The organism is Acidovorax sp. Leaf191, assembly GCF_001424425.1.
Lineage (GTDB): Bacteria > Pseudomonadota > Gammaproteobacteria > Burkholderiales > Burkholderiaceae_C > Acidovorax.
In genome coordinates, this window is the sequence record NZ_LMPT01000019.1 from 1,319,948 (window position 1) to 1,336,703 (window position 16,756).

At 68.1% G+C, this 16,756-nt stretch carries 15 protein-coding genes and 1 pseudogene; 9 read left to right on the forward strand and 7 right to left on the reverse strand.

All coding sequences use genetic code 11. The features are described 5' to 3' along the window. Nucleotides 1-100 precede the first annotated feature (100 nt). A complete protein-coding gene (locus ASG27_RS20065; RefSeq protein ID WP_056419850.1) occupies nucleotides 101-1,093 on the reverse strand; it encodes a threo-3-hydroxy-L-aspartate ammonia-lyase in 993 nt (330 codons plus the stop codon). A gap of 296 nt (nucleotides 1,094-1,389) precedes the next feature. Further along, nucleotides 1,390-2,238: an enoyl-CoA hydratase-related protein gene (locus ASG27_RS20070; protein WP_056419853.1), complete on the reverse strand. Its 849-nt coding sequence runs from the start codon at nucleotides 2,236-2,238 to the stop codon at nucleotides 1,390-1,392. A 360-nt stretch (nucleotides 2,239-2,598) separates the two neighbouring features. Between ASG27_RS20070 and ASG27_RS20075 the strand changes: the two genes are divergently transcribed. Next, nucleotides 2,599-3,552: an EamA family transporter gene (locus tag ASG27_RS20075; protein ID WP_056419856.1), complete on the forward strand. Its 954-nt coding sequence runs from the start codon at nucleotides 2,599-2,601 to the stop codon at nucleotides 3,550-3,552. Between the two features lie 63 nt (nucleotides 3,553-3,615). On the opposite strand, the gene ASG27_RS20080 is transcribed toward ASG27_RS20075, so the two are convergent. The 3 genes from ASG27_RS20080 to ASG27_RS20090 form a co-directional block, all read right to left on the reverse strand. After that, entirely contained in the window at nucleotides 3,616-4,506 is an 891-nt protein-coding gene (locus ASG27_RS20080) for a LysR substrate-binding domain-containing protein (RefSeq protein WP_056419857.1), read from the reverse strand. Nucleotides 4,507-4,534: 28 nt separating this feature from the next. Further along, the gene (locus ASG27_RS20085) at nucleotides 4,535-5,383 is read right to left on the reverse strand and encodes a glycine-rich domain-containing protein (protein ID WP_056419961.1); all 849 of its coding nucleotides are present in this window, start codon (nucleotides 5,381-5,383) and stop codon (nucleotides 4,535-4,537) included. 324 nt (nucleotides 5,384-5,707) lie between these two features. Beyond that, entirely contained in the window at nucleotides 5,708-7,246 is a 1,539-nt protein-coding gene (locus tag ASG27_RS20090; protein WP_056419860.1) for a helicase HerA-like C-terminal domain-containing protein, read from the reverse strand. 237 nt (nucleotides 7,247-7,483) lie between these two features. Here ASG27_RS20090 and ASG27_RS20095 point away from each other — a divergent pair, with 237 nt between their 5' ends. From ASG27_RS20095 to rng, 7 genes are all read left to right on the forward strand, one after another. Further along, nucleotides 7,484-8,203, forward strand: coding sequence for a YebC/PmpR family DNA-binding transcriptional regulator (locus ASG27_RS20095; RefSeq protein WP_056419863.1), 720 nt, complete (start codon nucleotides 7,484-7,486; stop codon nucleotides 8,201-8,203). Nucleotides 8,204-8,430: 227 nt separating this feature from the next. After that, entirely contained in the window at nucleotides 8,431-9,711 is a 1,281-nt protein-coding gene (purD, locus tag ASG27_RS20100) for a phosphoribosylamine--glycine ligase (RefSeq protein ID WP_056419865.1), read from the forward strand. After that, entirely contained in the window at nucleotides 9,711-10,691 is a 981-nt protein-coding gene (hemF, locus tag ASG27_RS20105) for an oxygen-dependent coproporphyrinogen oxidase (RefSeq protein ID WP_056419869.1), read from the forward strand. The genes purD and hemF overlap by 1 nt, the downstream gene beginning before the upstream one ends. A 216-nt stretch (nucleotides 10,692-10,907) precedes the next feature. Beyond that, nucleotides 10,908-11,846: a ribosome silencing factor gene (gene rsfS, locus ASG27_RS20110; RefSeq protein WP_056419873.1), complete on the forward strand. Its 939-nt coding sequence runs from the start codon at nucleotides 10,908-10,910 to the stop codon at nucleotides 11,844-11,846. A gap of 59 nt (nucleotides 11,847-11,905) precedes the next feature. Continuing rightward, nucleotides 11,906-12,373: a 23S rRNA (pseudouridine(1915)-N(3))-methyltransferase RlmH gene (gene rlmH / locus ASG27_RS20115; protein WP_056165599.1), complete on the forward strand. Its 468-nt coding sequence runs from the start codon at nucleotides 11,906-11,908 to the stop codon at nucleotides 12,371-12,373. 104 nt (nucleotides 12,374-12,477) lie between these two features. Then, nucleotides 12,478-13,092: a Maf family protein gene (locus tag ASG27_RS20120; protein ID WP_056419875.1), complete on the forward strand. Its 615-nt coding sequence runs from the start codon at nucleotides 12,478-12,480 to the stop codon at nucleotides 13,090-13,092. Nucleotides 13,093-13,267: 175 nt separating this feature from the next. Beyond that, on the forward strand, nucleotides 13,268-14,755 hold the full coding sequence (gene rng / locus ASG27_RS20125; RefSeq protein WP_056165604.1) for a ribonuclease G: 1,488 nt from the start codon (nucleotides 13,268-13,270) through the stop codon (nucleotides 14,753-14,755). A 170-nt stretch (nucleotides 14,756-14,925) separates the two neighbouring features. On the opposite strand, the gene ASG27_RS20130 is transcribed toward rng, so the two are convergent. Further along, on the reverse strand, nucleotides 14,926-15,534 hold the full coding sequence (locus ASG27_RS20130) for a glutathione S-transferase family protein (protein WP_056419877.1): 609 nt from the start codon (nucleotides 15,532-15,534) through the stop codon (nucleotides 14,926-14,928). 97 nt (nucleotides 15,535-15,631) lie between these two features. Between ASG27_RS20130 and ASG27_RS20135 the strand changes: the two genes are divergently transcribed. Next, on the forward strand, nucleotides 15,632-16,585 hold the full coding sequence (locus tag ASG27_RS20135; protein ID WP_056419878.1) for a helix-turn-helix transcriptional regulator: 954 nt from the start codon (nucleotides 15,632-15,634) through the stop codon (nucleotides 16,583-16,585). 30 nt (nucleotides 16,586-16,615) lie between these two features. On the opposite strand, the pseudogene ASG27_RS28045 reads toward ASG27_RS20135, so the two are convergent. Then, nucleotides 16,616-16,756: pseudogene (locus ASG27_RS28045) on the reverse strand (TorF family putative porin); the annotation flags it as partial.

Sequence of the window (16,756 nt, forward strand, 5' to 3'; positions counted from 1 at the left end):
GCGCCCCTGCGGGGGGCCAGGGCGTGTGATGGCAAAGCTGCAGCGACGTGCACAGCCGTACAGAGCCGTACAAAGCCACAGGCCCCGGCGCGCGGCCCGCTCAGTCCGCCAGAAACCGCGAGTACCGCGCCAGGTCCACGTTGCCGCCGCTCACGATGACGCCCACGCGCTCGCCGTGCAGCAGCTTGGCGCCGTCGTCCTCGCCGGAGAAGGCCTGCACGCCCGCGAAGGCGAGGGCGCCAGTGGGCTCGACGGTGAGCTTCATGCGCGCGGCGAAAAAACGCAGCGCTTCGATCAACTGCGCGTCGCTCACGGTGATGATGTCTTCGACATGGTCGCGGATGATGGGGAAGGTCAGCGCGCCCAGCGACTGTGTCTGCGCCCCGTCGGCGATGGTTTGCGGGTGGTCAATGGTCACGATGTGCCCGGCGCGCAGCGACTGCTGGGCGTCGTTGGCGGTGGCGGGCTCGACACCGATGACCTTGCACTGCGGCGCCAGCGCCTGCGCGGCCAGCAGGCTGCCCGAGAGCAGCCCGCCGCCGCCCAGGCAGACGAAGAGGTAGTCGAGGTCGGGCACCTCCTGCAGCAGCTCCAGCGCGGCGGTGCCCTGGCCCGCGATGACGTGCGGGTGGTCGAACGGCGGCACCAGCGTCATGCCGCGCTCGCGCGCGAGCTGGCGGCTGATGGCCTCGCGGTCTTCGGTGTGGCGGTTGTAGGTGACGACCTGGGCGCCGTAGTCGCGCGTGGCGGCCATCTTGGAGGTGGCAGCGTCTTCGGGCATGACGATCAGGGCGGGCATGTCGAGCAGGCGGGCCGACAGTGCGATGGCCTGCGCGTGGTTGCCCGCCGAGAAGGTGAGCACGCCGCCCTCGCGCTGCGCATCGCTGAACTGGGCCAGCGCGTTGTACGCGCCGCGGAACTTGAAGGCGCCGGTGCGCTGCAGGTTCTCGCACTTGAAGAACAGCTTGGCGCCCAGGCGCTGGTCGATGGCCGTGCAGCGCATCACCGGCGTGTGGTGCGCGACGCCTGCGAGCCGCTGCGCGGCGGCGGCCACATCGTCGTAGGTGGGCAGGGGTAGGCTGGGCACGGTCATGGTGGCGTCCTCGCTGCGGGGCGCGGCCTGCCCCGGGTCGGCACATGATAGCCCTTGGTGGCGGTTTTGGGGTTAAAAATGACTGCTACCGCTTGATGGGTGGACGCTGGTAGCTATGAAATCGATAGTGATTGAATGGCCGGGGTAGGGCGGAGCTTCGGAGGGTGCGCCCTGGCTTCGACGGGCTCAGCCCGAACGGGTGGGGTGAGTGATTAGGGCCTCTTGAAAGGTCAGGCTCGAGGGGGCGCAAAACTGCCGGGCGGAGCGTCCGCCTCACGCCCGGCGCTCATCACCCATCACCCCTGCTCGCTGAACCGGATCAGCGGCGTCAGCGCCGGGAAGTCGCCCGCACGCTTTTGCTTCATGGCCGTGACGGACTCGCGCACGTGCTGGTTGCTCCAGATGGCGCCTTGCAGCCAGCCCATCTGGCGCAGGCTGTCTTCCACACTGTGGTCGCGGGCGTAGTTCACGGCCTGCTTGGTGCCCCAGATGGCGACGGGGGGCTTGGTGGCGATCTCCTGCGCGCACTGCAGTGCGGCGGCGACCGTGGCCTCGTGGGTGTCGAACACCTCGTTGACCAGCCCGTGGCCCAAGGCCTTGTCGGCGCTCAGGCGGCGGCCGGTGTAGGCCAGCTCCTTGACCACGCCCAGCGGGATGAGCTTGGGCAGGCGCTGCAGCGTGCCTACGTCGGCCACCATGCCGATGTTTATCTCCTGGATGCAGAAGAACGCGTCGGCCGTGGCGTAGCGCACGCAGGCCGCCGTGACCATGTCCACCGCGCCGCCGATGCAGCCGCCCTGGATGGCCATGATGACGGGGATGCGCAGGCTCTCGATGCGGCTGAAGGTGGCCTGCATGTCGGTGAGCAGGTCGAAGATGGCGGCCCGGCCCTCGGGGCTCTGGTCGTCCATGGTGATGGCGCCGCCGAAGGTCTCGAGCGCCATGCCCGCGCTGAAATGCTTGCCGGTGCTGCTGATGACCAGCGCCCGGGCCTCTCCCGCCTTGTTCAACTGGGCCAGCACCTCGTCCAGTTCGCGCCAGAAGGTGGGGTGCATGGTGTTCATGGCCTCGGGGCGGTTCAGCACGAGGTGGGCGACGTGGCTGTTGATGCTGAGCGAAAAGCAGGTGAAGGGCGGTGTGTTCATGGGCAGGCACTGTAGACCCGGCGGGCAGCGCTGTGTCGTCGCGTGGGTGACTTGGGGGGCGCCTTGGATATGAAAAGGGGTTCTATCGCTTTCCCTCTGTGCGCAGGGCGCTATGGATTGCGTAGCAGAGCGGAGGCAGTGTGGCTGCACCGGGCTGCGGTGCGATTGCTGCGCCGTGGCGCGCCACTGCTGCGCAACCGTCCGCAATCGCAGCGGCAGCGTGTTTAGCCTCGGTGGCTTTTCTTTATTGCAAGAAAGGCCTTGTGTGAATCGTTTTCCATGCCGCCGTTTGGCGCCCGCCCTCGTCCTGTCTGTGGCACCGATGCAGCAGCTTCGGTGTCTTGCGCACGGAGCCGCCGCATGACCACCTGGGTGCTGCTGGGCCTGCTGGCCGGGCTGGTGCTGGGCACCTATGACTTTCTGACCAAGATCGCGCTGCGGCAGACCGGGGTGCTGGCCGTGGTGGTGGTGGCGTCGCTGCTGGGAGCCTGCGCATGGCTGCCTTTCATCGTGGTGCCGGGCGGCAGCGCTGCAGCGCAGGTGCTGGGCCCGCTGGGCTTGCACCCTGCGCCGCTGGCCTGGCAGGCGCATGCGCTGCTGCTGCCCAAGTCGCTGATGATGGTGGCGACCTGGGTGCTGTCGTACTACGCGGTCAAGGCGCTGCCGCTGTCGATATCGGCCGGGGTGCGCGCGTCGGGGCCGGTGTGGACGGCGCTGGGCGCCATCGTGCTGTTGGGCGAGCACCTGAGCGCGTGGCAGTCGGCGGGGCTGGCGGTGTCCATGCTGTCGTACCTGGCGTTTTCGCTGATCGGGCAGAAGGAGGGCATCCGCTTCAGCCGCGATGGCTGGGTGCTGTGCATGGTGGCGGCCACGCTGCTGTCGTCGGCCAATGCGCTGTACGACAAGCACATCGTCGCGCAGCTGCGGCTGGACCTGGCGGCGGTGCAGGCCTGGTCGGCCGTGCAGCGGGGCGTGCTGGCGCTGTGCCTGCTGCCGTGGGTGGTGACGTTTGCGTTGCCCGGGCGGGGCGGGCGTGGCTTGCGAGGGCGGTGGCCGGGTTGGAGTGCGGCGTGGCCCGCTGTCTGGCCGGTGGTGGCGATTGCGGTGGCATACGTGCTGGCCGAGTACATCTACCTGGCCGCGGTGCAGGTCGAGGGGGCCATGATTTCGGTGATCTCCGTGCTGCGGCGGACCAACCTGGTCATGGTGTTCGGCCTGAGCGCCTGGCTGCTGCAGGAGCGCTTCATTCGTCACAAGACCGTGGCGATGGCGGGTGTGCTGGCGGGCATCGTGTTGATGGTGAAGACGGGGTGACACCTGGGCAGTTGGCCCGCGTATTCCCCTTTCTGCGGCACAGGCGGCCGGCGTTGGCAGGCGCTATGGCGCCGCGTTGCCCTGACGTGCCAGTTGCCGGATCCAGTCCATCACAGCCTGGCCGCGCGGGGTGATGACGGTGCGCTCGGACGCGAACAGATAGTACGACTGCTCGGCGGGCAGCGCCACGTCCGACAGCCGCACCAGCGCGCCGGACGCCAGCAGGTCGTGTACCAGGGACTGCCGCGCCAGCGCAATGCCCTGTTCGGCCAGGGCCGCGTCGATGAGCAACGCGGTGTCGGTGAAGGTCATGGCGTGCTGCGCCGCCGCCAGGCGGATGCCAGCCTGTGCCAGCCACGGCTGCCAGGGTTGCCGGGTGTGGGTGAGCAGCGTGCCCTTGCGCAGCGCAGGCTCGCTGGCCGGGACGTCCAGCCGCCGCAGGTAGCCCGGCGCCGCCACCGGGAACCACACGTCGTCCAGCAGCTTTTCGCAGTGGTGCGCGTGCGGCCGGGCGCGTGCAAAGCGGATGGCGATGTCGGCGTCGCCCTGGTCCACGTCGGCGAGGTCGGTGCTGGCCTGGATCTCGATGCCGGGCGCCTGCCCGGTGGCCTGCAGCTGCGCAAGCGCCGGTACCAGGCGCAGCCGCGCGAACGAGGGCAGGGCGCTGATGCGCACCACGCTGCGCTGCTGGTGCGCGTAGCCGGCAAACGTGTCCTGCAGGGCCTGCAGCGCGGCCTTGGTCTGCTGGTGCAGGTGCAGGCCCTCGGGTGTGGGCGCCACCGACCGGGTGCTGCGGGTAAACAGGGCGACGCCCAGGGTCTTTTCCAGTTCGCGCACGCGGTGGCTCACGGTGCTGGCCGACAGGCTGAGCGCGTCGGCCGCTTTTTGAAAGCTGCGCCACTGCATCACCGCGTCGAAGGCGGCGATGAGGTGCAGCGGCGGGATGGAGTGCATGGGGGCTAGGTTACCTGCGCGCGCCGCGTCAGTCGCCGCCGCCACCACCGCAGCCACCGCCGCAACTGCCCCCGTCGCCACCTGCGTCTCCGCTGCTCCCGTCACTGCTGCTGCTGCTGCTGGAGTGGGAGCTGGAGCTTTCGGCACCGCCGAAGTCGCCCGAGCTACCGCTGTAGCCGCTGTTGGCAAAGTGCGTGCCGCAGTAGGTGCCGCTGGCATCGCCCCCAGCATCGCTCTTGCGGATGATGTCGCGGCAGTCGGGCACGTAGGCAAAGCCGCCGGCAATCGCGAGCTTGGCATCCAGCGCGAACAGCAGCGGCAGGCGCGAGGGGTATTTGGGGTGGATGCCCTCGTCCTTGCACGCCCAGTACCAGGCGCGGCGCAGGCCGTCGTTGTTCTTGGCCCGGGCGCCCAGGGCCTCGGCGGGCGTGTGGTGCAAGAAGAAGCCCAGCGCGCGCTCGCACCAGGTCTTGTAGGCCTGGGTGTGCAGGATGAATTCGTGCCACATGGCGTCCACCGCCTTGGACGGCATGGCGACGAATTGCTTCCTGCTGCGCATGCAGGCCATGAAGAACTGGCGCAGCCCGCGCTCGACCAGCTCGCAGTCCTTCTGGTTCAGGTGGGGGTAGGCTTCGCGCAGTTTGCGCTTCAAGAACTGGGGCAGGGCGGCTTCGCGCACATAGCGCTCGCGCACCACATTGGTCCACTGGATGACGATGGCCGTCAGCACCACGGTGGCGACCGCATACGCCGCCCACGTCCAGCGCATGCGCCACAGCCCGGCGAACATGCCCACAAAGACCAGCACCCAGATGCCGCTGGCCATCAGCACCGTGCGGGGCCCCCAGCGCACGAGCAGGTTGTCGATGCGTCCCATCCCATCCTCCTGTGGTGTGTTGTTTTGTGCGCGCATGGTGCCATGCCTGCACGCACGCCGGGAGAAGAATTTGAGGGGTGTGGCGAGGATGTTGAATGCTATTGAATTGATAGCTTTTGGCGCTTGATGGATAAGCGGTAGAGGCCTCTGCAGTGCACTATCTTCAGCCCTGATGTGCCCCCAGCGAGATCCCTTTGTCCAAGACCGTCATGACTGGCGCGCCCCAGGCCAGTGCGCCCTTGGAACTGGCTTCGCCAGGCCACCGGGTGCGTTCCCCTCCCGCGCAGCGAGAGAGGGGGAAGGCGCGCAGCGCGGGAGGGCGAGCTACCTCTTCTTGCTGCCGAAGATCCCGCCCAATACGCCGCGCAGAATCTCCTTGCCGACACTCGTGCCCACGGTGCGCACGGCCGACTTGGCCATGGTCTGCACCAGGCCGTCCTTGCGCCCGCCGCGCGGGCCGGTGGTGCCAAAGAGCAGGTCGTTGAGAAAGCTGCTTTCCTGCGGCTGGGCGCCCCCGCCTGCCGTGCCCACCGGGGTGCCGCCGCCCGTGCGTGCGGCAGGCGTGCCGGCCGGTGCCGCGGGGGCGCTGTCGGCCCGGCCCTTGAGCTTTTCATACGCGGACTCGCGGTCCACCGTGGTCTCGTACACGCCGGCCACCAGCGAGTTGGCCATCAGCGCCTGCCGCTGCTGCGGTGTGATGGGGCCGAGCTGGCTGCCCGGGGGCAGCACGAACACGCGCTCGGTCACGCTGGGGCGGCCCTTGGCGTCCAGAAAGCTCACCAGCGCCTCGCCCACGGCCAGCTCGGTGATGGCGGTCTCGATATCGAGGCCCGGCTTTTGCCGCATGGTGGTGGCCGTGGCTTTGACGGCCTTCTGGTCGCGGGGGGTGAAGGCGCGCAGCGCGTGCTGCACGCGGTTGCCCAGCTGGGCCAGCACGCTGTCGGGGATGTCGAGCGGGTTCTGCGTGACGAAGTACACGCCCACGCCCTTGGAGCGCACCAGGCGCACCACCAGCTCGATGCGCTCGATGAGCACCTTGGGCGCCTCGTTGAACAACAGGTGGGCCTCGTCGAAGAAGAACACCAGCTTGGGCTGGTCGGGGTCGCCGATCTCGGGCAACTGCTCGAACAGTTCGGACAGCATCCACAGCAGGAAGGTGGAGTACAGGCGCGGCGAATTCATGAGCTTGTCGGCCGCCAGGATGTTCACGACACCGTGACCATCGACGGTCTGCATGAAGTCCTGGATGTTGAGCATGGGCTCGCCGAAGAACGCGCTGCCGCCCTGCTGCTCGATCTGCAGCAGCCCGCGCTGGATGGCGCCCACGCTGGCGGCGCTCACGTTGCCGTATTCGGTGGTGAACTCCTTGGCGTTGTCGCCCACGAAGGTCAGCATCGCGCGCAGGTCTTTCAGGTCCAGCAGCAGCATGCCGCTGTCGTCGGCGATCTTGAACACCATGTTCAGCACGCCCAGCTGCGTCTCGTTCAGGTTGAGCATGCGGCCCAGCAGCAGCGGGCCCATGTCGGACACCGTGGCGCGCACCGGGTGGCCCTGCTGGCCGAACACGTCCCACAGCGTGGTGGGGCAGGCCAGGGGCGGGGGCACATCGAGGCCCCGCTCCTTGAGCACGGCGGCCAGCTTGTCGCCGATCTTGCCGGGCTGGCTTGCTCCGGTCAGGTCGCCCTTCACGTCGGCCATGAACACCGGCACGCCGATGCGCGAGAAGTTTTCGGCCAGCGTCTGCAGCGTCACCGTCTTGCCGGTGCCCGTCGCGCCGGTGATCAGCCCGTGGCGGTTGGCCAGGCCGGGCAGCAGGTGGCATTCGATGGTGTCGTGCTTGGCGATCAGAAGGGGTTCGGCCATTTCGGGTTTCCTCGGGGGCGGGGTCGGCAAAAAGTAAAATCGGCAGATGACTTGTTCGGCCCGGGCGCTACAGAGGCAAAACGGGTGGATCGGGCGCCGCCTGAGGGGCGCAAAAACCAGCCTCTGCAGGCGCTGGCGGTGGAGTTTGCACCGCCGCCGTGGCGCGAAAGACACGGTTTGCCGCTGCACCGGGCCCAACAAGCATGGCTAGATTAAATCAATACAAAAGGACTTCTCGTGGCAGGACACAGCAAATGGGCGAATATCCAGCACCGCAAGGGGCGGCAGGATGAAAAGCGCGGCAAGATCTGGACCCGCATCATTCGCGAAATCACCGTGGCTGCCCGTTCCGGCGGCGGCGACCTGTCTGCCAACCCCCGCCTGCGCCTGGCGGTGGACAAGGCCAAGGCGGCCAACATGCCCGCCGACCGCATCAAGTACAACATCGACAAGGCCACCGGCAACGCCGAAGGGCTGACATACGAAGAAATCCGCTACGAAGGCTACGGCATCGGCGGCGTGGCCATCATGATCGACACCATGACGGACAACCGCGTGCGCACCGTGGCCGAAGTGCGCCACGCCTTCAGCAAGCACGGCGGCAGCATGGGCACCGAAGGCTCGGTGGTGTTCCAGTTCAAGCACTGCGGCCAGCTGATCTTTGCTCCCGGCACGAACGAGGACCAGGTCATGGAAGTGGCGCTGGAGGCCGGTGCCGACGATGTGGTGACCGGCGAGGACGGCGCCGTCGAAGTGCTGACCAGCCCCGCCGACTTCGAAGCCGTCAAGGATGCGCTGCAGGCCGCCGGCCTCACGCCCGAACTGGCCGAGGTGACGATGCGGGCTGAAAACACCATCGAGCTGACTGGCGACGACGCCGTGCGCATGCAAAAACTGCTGGACGTGCTGGAAGATCTGGACGACGCTCAAGAGGTCTATCACAACGCGGCGTTGTGAAGCTCCCCCTGAGGCGCTGCGCGCCTTCCCCCTCTCTCGCTGCGCGGGAGGGCGACGCACCCGGTGGCCTGGCGAAGCCAGTTCCACGGGTGCGCTGGCGATGGGGCCGCGCCGGTTTCGAGGGCCTGGGCGCCCTGCGCAAAGAATGTTGAGTAACTGAGATCGAGATGTTTTTCCCCGAACCCTGTACGTGGCCCAACGCCGCGCCAGAGGTTCACAAAGGTTCTATGAAAGTACTTGTGATTGGTGGCGGCGGCCGTGAACACGCAATGGCCTGGAAACTGGCCCAGTCCCCCAAGGTCACCAAGGTGTTCGTCGCGCCTGGCAATGGCGGCACTGCGCTCAACGCCAAGCTGGAGAACGTGGCCATCACCGACGTGCAGGCCCTGCGCGTCTGGGCACAGGAGCAGAAGATCGCCCTCACGGTGGTCGGCCCCGAGGCGCCCCTGGCCGCTGGCGTGGTGGATGAATTCCGCGCGCATGGCCTCAAGATCTTCGGCCCCACGCAGGCTGCCGCCCAGCTCGAAAGCTCCAAGGCCTTCAGCAAGGCCTTCATGCGCCGCCATGGCATCCCCACGGCGGACTACGACACCTTCACCGACCCGGCAGCGGCCCACGCTTTCGTGGACCGGCTGGGCGCGCCCATCGTCATCAAGGCCGACGGCCTGGCGGCGGGCAAGGGCGTGGTCGTGGCCATGACGCTGCAGGAAGCCCATGACGCGGTCGACTTCATGCTGGTGGACAACAAGTACGGCGTGACGCACAACGAGGGCGGGGCGCGCGTGGTGATCGAGGCGTTTCTCGAAGGCGAAGAAGCCTCGTTCATCGTGCTGTGCGACGGCAAGAACGTGCTGGCGCTGGCCACCAGCCAGGACCACAAGCGCCTGAAAGACGGCGACGAAGGCCCCAACACCGGCGGCATGGGCGCGTATTCGCCCGCGCCCGTGGTCACGGCCGACGTGCACGCCCGCGCCATGCGCGAGATCATCCTGCCCACCATCCGCGGCATGGAAAAGGACGGCATCCCGTACACCGGCTTTTTGTATGCGGGCCTCATGATCGACGCCAAGGGCCACCCCAAAACGCTCGAATTCAACTGCCGCATGGGCGACCCCGAAACCCAGCCCATCCTGATGCGCCTCAAAAGCGATTTCAGCGATGTGATGGCCGCCGCGGCCGACGGCAAGCTCGACCAGATGGAGCTGCAGTGGGACCGCCGCACCGCGTTGGGTGTGGTCATGGCCGCCCACGGCTACCCCGAGAACCCGCGCAAGGGCGACGCCATTACCGGCCTGCCGCAGGACGCTGACGATGCGGTGGTGTTCCATGCCGGCACGCAGCTGCAGGACGGCGTGGTCAGCGTGACCGGCGGCCGGGTGCTGTGCGTCACGGTGCTGGCCGACAGCGTCAAGCAGGCGCAGCAGCGGGCGTACGACGTGGCGCGCGGCATCCAGTTCGACGGCGCGCAGTACCGCCGCGACATTGGTTTCCGGGCGCTGAAGAGCTGATGGCGGGCGCACAAAGCCTGAACACGGTCGACACGGTGGAGCAGGTGCGCGGTTACCTGCAGGGCCTGCAGGCCCGCATCACCGCTGCGCTGGAGGCCGTGGAAGGCGCGCAGGAGCAGGGCGGAGCCCGCTTCCTGGCCGACGCCTGGCGCAAGGCGCCCGGCGAGCCGCTGCAGGGCGACGGCATCACCAAGATCCTGGAAAACGGCCGCGTGTTCGAGCGCGCGGGCTGCGGCTTCAGCCACGTGCGCGGCCCCCAGCTGCCGCCGTCGTCCACGCAGCACCGGCCCGAGCTGGCCGGCGCGCCGTTCGAGGCCATGGGCGTGTCGCTGGTGTTCCACCCCCGCAACCCGTATGTGCCCACGGTGCACATGAACGTGCGCATGATCGCCGCCGGCCACCCGGGCCAGGCGCCGACCTGCTGGTTCGGCGGGGGCATGGACCTGACGCCGTACTACGGCTTCGAGGACGACGCGGTGCACTTTCACCGCACCTGCCACGATGCGCTGGCGCCCTTTGGCGACGACAAGTACCCGCGCTTCAAAGCGTGGTGCGACGAATACTTCTACCTCAAGCACCGCAGCGAGCAGCGCGGCGTGGGCGGGGTGTTCTACGACGACTTCTCCGAGCTGGGCTTCGCGCAAAGCCTGGCCATGACGCAGTCGGTGGGCGACGCCTTCCTGTCGGCCTACCTGCCCATCGTCGAGCAGCGCCAGCACATGCCCTACGGCGAGCGCGAGCGGGAGTTTCAGCTCTACCGCCGCGGCCGGTATGTCGAGTTCAACCTGGTCTGGGACCGGGGCACGCATTTCGGCCTGCAGTCCGGCGGGCGCACCGAGTCCATCTTGCTGTCGATGCCGCCGCTGGTGGCCTGGTCGTACCAGCGCTCGGACGCCGCCGACTCTGCCGAAGCGCAGCTGGCGCAGCGGTTCCTGGTGCGCCGCGACTGGCTGGGTAGCGGGGCGCAGGCAGGCGCCTGACGCCGTGAAGATGCTGCCACAGATGGCCCGAAGGGCACCAAAGCTATAATTTCAATAGCTGTGTGCGCTTTTCACAAAAGCGCCAGAGGCCAAAAACACCGCGAACTGCCGCAGCGCCCCAGCGCGACAACGGCGCAACACCCAAGGCGCAGCCCCACTGGCTGTGCGCCGCGTTGCACGCTATATTGATTCCATTCCCTCTCTATTCACCACCTGATGACCACCTCCACCAAATCGGAATCCGCCGCCAAGAAAGACGTTACCAAGCTCCAGCGCGCCATCGTCGATGGGCTGGAGGACGTCAAGGCGCAAGACATCCAGGTCTTCAACACCGAGAATCTCTCGCCGCTGTTTGAACGGGTGATCGTGGCATCGGGCACCTCCAACCGCCAGACCAAGGCGCTGGCCGCCAGCGTGCGCGACGCGGTGAAGGAAGCGGGCTTCTCCAAGCCCCGCATCGAAGGCGAAGACAACGGCGAATGGATCATCGTGGACTGCGGCCCGGCCGTGGCGCACATCATGCAGCCCGCCATCCGCCAGTACTACCGCCTGGAAGAACTGTGGGGCGAAACCCCCGTGCGCCTGAAGCTGGGTGCCGCCAAGCCGGTGTCCAGCGCCGCCGCCGATCTGGCCGAAAAGAAGTCGGCGCAGAAGGCCGCCAAGTCGGGCGCCAAGGCCGCTGCGAAGGCTCCGGCCAAGAAGGCTGCTGCTGCAGCTCCGACCGTGGCTGCACGCTCTGGCAAGGCCACCGTGAAGGCCGTGGCCAAGACGGCGGCCAAGGCCGCCCCCGCAGCGCCCGCCAAGTCGGCAGCCGCCAAGCCCTCGGCAAGGCCGGCCGCCAAGACCAGCGCGGCCAAGCCCGCGGACCGCGCCGGCAGCAAGCCAGCGGCCAAGACCACCCCAACCAAGACCACCGCCAAGACGGCCGGCAGCACCGCAGCCGCCAAGAAGCCATCGGCCCCCAAGACCCCGATCAAGACCGTGGTCGTGAAGCCCGGTGGCGCCAAGAAGCCCGCAGCCGCCAAGTCGACCGGCGCCAAGGGTGCCGCAGCACCCGCACGCGGCGCCCCCCGGTCTGCCGCCAGCGCCCCGGCCAAGGCCGGCGCCAAGCTCGCGGCCAAGAAGTCGCCATCGCGCAGCGGCGGCCGGGCCTGACGGCCGGGCGGCACGGCTGAGCTGACGGGCGGCGCAACCCTCTTCGGTAACGCATTCGCATGAGACTGCTGATCGTGGCGGTGGGCCAGCGCGTGCCCGACTGGGCGCAGACGGCCTACGACGACTACGCCAAGCGTTTCCCGCCCGAGCTCAAGGTGGAGCTCAAGGCCGTCAAGACCGAGCCGCGGGGCTCCAAGACCCTGGAGACGCTGTACGCCGCCGAGCGCGAGCGCATCGAGGCGGCCATTCCGCGCGGCACGCGCGTGGTGGCGCTGGACGAGCGCGGCACCAACCTCACCACCAAGGCGCTGGCCGAGCGGCTCAAGGGCTGGCAGCTGGGCGGTGACGACGTGGCGCTGGTCATCGGCGGCCCCGACGGGCTGGACCCGGCCTTCCGCCAGGGCGCGCACGAGCGCATCCGCCTGTCCGACCTGACCTTGCCCCACGCCATGGTGCGCGTGCTGCTCATCGAGCAGCTCTACCGTGCCTGGTCGGTGAACGCAGGCCACCCCTACCACCGCGAATGAGCAGGTTGGAGCGAACCATGGCCCTCCTGCCGTTTGCTATTGATGTGATAGCTGCCAGCGCTTGATGGATCAGCGCTGGGGCCGATTTTTGATCGAATCCGTTCATGCCTGACTTCCTCTACCTCGCCTCCCAGAGCCCGCGCCGCCGCCAACTGCTCGAACAGCTGGGCGTGCGCCATGAACTGCTGCTGCCCAATGTCGATGGCGACGAGCCCGAGGACGCCGAAGCCATCGAGGCCGTGCTGCCCGGCGAGGCGCCCACGGCCTATGTCGAGCGCGTGACCGGCCTCAAGCTCGACGCTGCCGTGGCGCGGCGCGCGCGGCGCCAGCTGCCCGATGCGCCCATCCTGTGCTCCGACACCACCGTGGCCCTGGGCCGCACCATCTACGGCAAGCCCGACGACGCCGCGCATGCCGCGCGCATGCTGGGCGAGCTTGCAGGGCACGAGCACCGCGTGCTCACCGCCGTGGCGCTGCAGGTGGGCACCAAGCGGCTTGCGGCGCTGTCGGTGTCGCGCGTCACCTTCGCGCCCATGACGGCAGCGCAGATCGACGCCTACGTGGCCACCGGCGAGCCGCTGGGCAAGGCCGGCGCCTATGGCATCCAGGGACGTGCTGCCGCGTATGTGGAGCACCTGGCGGGCAGTTATTCGGGCATCATGGGGCTGCCCATGTACGAGACGGCGCAACTGCTGCGCGCAGCCGGTTTCGCCGTCTAGTGGCGCTTTGACGCACCCGGCAAACCCCCTCGCATCTCCCGCCCTTGAGCCCGCCCGACAGCTGTGGCCCCCACAAAGCCACCAGCGCTCGGCGGACCGGCAAAGACGTGTTGGTGGGGGCGTGAACGGAGCCAAAGCCCGGCAGCGACCAAAACCCAAACATAACGACAACGCCATGCAACAAGACATCCTGATCAACTGGTCCCCCCAGGAAACCCGCGTGGCCATCGTGGAGCACGGCGCGGTGCAGGAACTGCACATCGAGCGCACGCTGGAGCGCGGCCTGGTGGGCAACGTCTATCTGGGCAAGGTCTCGCGGGTGCTCCCGGGCATGCAGTCCGCGTTCATCGACATTGGCCTGGAGCGCGCGGCCTTTTTGCACGTGGCCGATGTGTGGCACCGCCAGCCTGACGGCGAGCCGCCAGCATTCGCCCGCAAGACCGAGCCGCAGATCCCGATCGAAAAGCAGGTGTTCGAGGGCCAGTCCCTCATGGTGCAGGTCATCAAGGACCCCATCGGCACCAAGGGCGCTCGCCTGTCCACGCAGATCAGCATCGCCGGGCGCCTGCTGGTGTTCCTGCCGCAGGACGACCACGTGGGCGTGTCGCAGAAGATCCCCGGCGCCGAGCGCGATGCGCTGCGCGCGCGCCTGCAGGCGCTGGTGGGCGACAAGTCCACGGGCGGTGGCGGCGGCTTCATCCTGCGCACCAATGGCGAAGACTCCACCGACGAGGAACTGGCCGAAGACATCGCCTACCTGCGCAAGACCTGGGCCCGCATCAAGGAGGCGTCGCTCAAGCTGCCCGCCATGTCGCTGCTGCACCAGGACCTGGACCTGCTGCAGCGCGTGCTGCGCGACCTGGTGGGCGACCACACGCAGACCATCCGCCTCGATTCGCTGGAGCAATTCCAGCGCCTGCGCGCCTTCGGACAGGAATTCATGCCCGCGGCCGCCCCCAAGCTCCAGCACTACAAGGGCGAGCGCCCCATCTTCGACCTGTACTCCATCGACGAAGAAGTCGCCAAGGCCCTGGGCCGGCGCGTGGACCTGAAGTCGGGCGGCTACCTCATCGTGGACCAGACCGAGGCGCTCACCACCATCGACGTGAACACCGGTGGCTACGTGGGTGCGCGCAACTTCGACGACACCATCTTCAAGACCAACCTGGAGGCGGCGCAGGCCATTGCGCGCCAGCTGCGGCTGCGCAACCTGGGCGGCATCATCATCGTGGACTTCATCGACATGGTGCAGGCCGGCCACCAGGACGCGGTGCTGACCGAGTTCAAGAAGCAGCTCTCGCGCGACCGGGTCAAGACCATGGCGGGCGGCTTCTCGCAACTGGGCCTGGTGGAGATGACGCGCAAGCGCACCCGCGAGTCGCTCGCCCACATGCTGTGCGAGCCCTGCGAAGCCTGCCAGGGCAAGGGCAGCGTGAAGACCGCGCGCAGCGTCTGCTACGACATCCTGCGCGAGATCCTGCGCGAAGCCCGCCAGTTCAACCCCCGCGAATTCCGCGTGGTCGCCTCGGCGCGCGTGGTGGAGCTGTTCCTGGACGAAGAGAGCCAGCACCTGGCAGGGCTCTCGGACTTCATCGGCAAGCCCATCTCCCTGCAGGCCGAGAGCGCGGTGGGGCAGGAGCAGTACGACATCGTGCTGCTGTAGCGCCGCTGCATCGCCACAGCCCTGCGCACACGCTGACGGTCGGCGCTGTCGCAGCGCTTCGTGAACAAAGAGTCCGTTCACGCTGAGCTTGTCGAAGCGCCGCGCGACGCTTCGGCAAGGCTGTTGAACGGCGCCTCCAAGCAGGCCGTTGGAGCGACCGCCAATTCCTCTCAGGACTCGATCTGCATCGCCGGCCGCGCCTGCACCCGCGCCAGCCAGGCCTGCACGTGCGGGTGCTCATTCACCGGTGCGCCCAGAAACACGCTGTAGCCGAGCACCGAGCCGACGACCAGGTCCACCAGCGAGTAGTCGGCGCCCAGCATCCAGGGCTGCTTGGCCAGGCGCGCGTCCAGCACCGCCAGCAGGTCATTCAGGCCCGCCTTGGCGGCCTGCGCATGGATGTCGCTGTGCAAGGCCTCGTCGCCCCGCGTGGCCACATTCAGGCGCACCATCAAGGCGCCGTAGGTCACATACGACCATGCACACCACGACAGCGCCTGCAGCGCCTCGGGCGTGCCCGCCGCGGGCCACAGACCGCGCTCGATGCCGAAGCGGTGGCCCAGCCACAGATGGATGGCCAGGGTCTCGAACATCGGGGCGCCGTCCACCGTCAGGGTGGGGACCTTGCCGTTGGGGTTGAGGGCCAGGTACTCCGGGCGGTGCTGTTCGCCGGTGCGGATGTCGACCTTCACGCGTTCATGGGGCACGCCCAGTTCGGCCAGGGCGCAGGCGATGGGGCTGGCGCTGGACATGGGGTGCCAGTAGAGGACGATGGACATGGAGAACTCCTTTGGGTTGGGGGTGAAAGAAAAGGTGTCTCCACTGTAGAAACCATTGCGGACAGTTTTAGTCCTCAATAAAAAGTACAGTGGCGCCATGTTGAGTTCATCGACGCGTCTTTTGCGGCTGCTCTCCCTGCTGCAGACCCGCACCCACTGGATGGGCCCCGAGCTGGCCGAGCGCCTGGAGGTGCACCCGCGCACCGTGCGGCGCGATGTGGACCGCCTGCGCCAGCTGGGCTACCCGGTGCATGCCAGCAGCGGCGTGGCGGGCGGTTACGCCTTCCGGGCCGGGCAGGCGCTGCCGCCCCTGCTGCTGGACGATGACGAGGCCCTGGCTGTGTCGATTGCGCTGCGCACCGCCACGGCCGGTGCGGTGGGCGGCATCGAAGAGCCCGCGCTGCGGGCGCTGGTCAAGCTGGAGCAGGCCATGCCCGCGCGCCTGCGCAAGCGGGTGGACGCGCTGCGCTCGGCCATCCTGCCGCTCGACCGCATCGGCCCAATGGTCGAGGCCTCCGTGCTGGCCACGTTGGCAGGCGCCTGCCGCGACCAGCTGCTCACCGAGTTCCACTACGAAGACGCCCAGGGCCGCCACGCGCGGCGCAGCGTGGAGCCGCAAGGCGTGGTGCACACCGGCGAGCGCTGGTACCTGGTGGCCTGGGACTGCGTGCGGGGCGACTGGCGCACCTTCCGCATCGACCGCATCGTGGGCGACCCGCAGGTGGGCGCGCATTTCGCGCCGCGGGCATCGCCCGATGGCGGTGATCTGAAGGGCTACGTATCCCGCTCGATTTCTGCACCGGCTCACACTGAGCAGGCGCGCGTGGTGCTGCACGCGCCCTATGCGTTGATGTCGCGCCGTATCCCCCAGTTTGCGGGCGTGGTGTCCAGCGTCGACGGTGGCCAGCGCAGCCAGCTGGAATGCGCGGCCAGCGATTCGCTGGTTTACTGGCTGATGGCGCTCAATGTGGACTTTGAGGTGCTGGCACCCGCGGCGCTGAAAGAGCGGCTGCGGGTGGCGGGCGCGCGGGCGGCGCGGTGCGCGCTGTGAAGGCCCGTTGCACGTCCTTGGAAGACGGGCTTACAGGGTTTTGGTGAGCGTGACGATCACGCGCGACTTGTTTACGTGGCCGAAGAAGGCCTTCTTGTTGGCGCCCACCACGGCAGCGCCGAGCGACAGGCCGCTGCCGAAGTCATACGCGCCGCCCACGCTGTAGTCCAT

Coding starts and splice junctions, on each gene's coding strand:
- ASG27_RS20065 (WP_056419850.1), bottom strand. CDS start 1,093: ATGACCGTGCCCAGCCTACCCCTGCCCACCTACGACGATGTGGCCGCC.
- ASG27_RS20070 (WP_056419853.1), bottom strand. CDS start 2,238: ATGAACACACCGCCCTTCACCTGCTTTTCGCTCAGCATCAACAGCCAC.
- ASG27_RS20075 (WP_056419856.1), top strand. CDS start 2,599: ATGACCACCTGGGTGCTGCTGGGCCTGCTGGCCGGGCTGGTGCTGGGC.
- ASG27_RS20080 (WP_056419857.1), bottom strand. CDS start 4,506: ATGCACTCCATCCCGCCGCTGCACCTCATCGCCGCCTTCGACGCGGTG.
- ASG27_RS20085 (WP_056419961.1), bottom strand. CDS start 5,383: ATGGGACGCATCGACAACCTGCTCGTGCGCTGGGGGCCCCGCACGGTG.
- ASG27_RS20090 (WP_056419860.1), bottom strand. CDS start 7,246: ATGGCCGAACCCCTTCTGATCGCCAAGCACGACACCATCGAATGCCAC.
- purD (WP_056419865.1), top strand. CDS start 8,431: ATGAAAGTACTTGTGATTGGTGGCGGCGGCCGTGAACACGCAATGGCC.
- hemF (WP_056419869.1), top strand. CDS start 9,711: ATGGCGGGCGCACAAAGCCTGAACACGGTCGACACGGTGGAGCAGGTG.
- rsfS (WP_056419873.1), top strand. CDS start 10,908: ATGACCACCTCCACCAAATCGGAATCCGCCGCCAAGAAAGACGTTACC.
- rlmH (WP_056165599.1), top strand. CDS start 11,906: ATGAGACTGCTGATCGTGGCGGTGGGCCAGCGCGTGCCCGACTGGGCG.
- ASG27_RS20120 (WP_056419875.1), top strand. CDS start 12,478: ATGCCTGACTTCCTCTACCTCGCCTCCCAGAGCCCGCGCCGCCGCCAA.
- rng (WP_056165604.1), top strand. CDS start 13,268: ATGCAACAAGACATCCTGATCAACTGGTCCCCCCAGGAAACCCGCGTG.
- ASG27_RS20130 (WP_056419877.1), bottom strand. CDS start 15,534: ATGTCCATCGTCCTCTACTGGCACCCCATGTCCAGCGCCAGCCCCATC.
- ASG27_RS20135 (WP_056419878.1), top strand. CDS start 15,632: ATGTTGAGTTCATCGACGCGTCTTTTGCGGCTGCTCTCCCTGCTGCAG.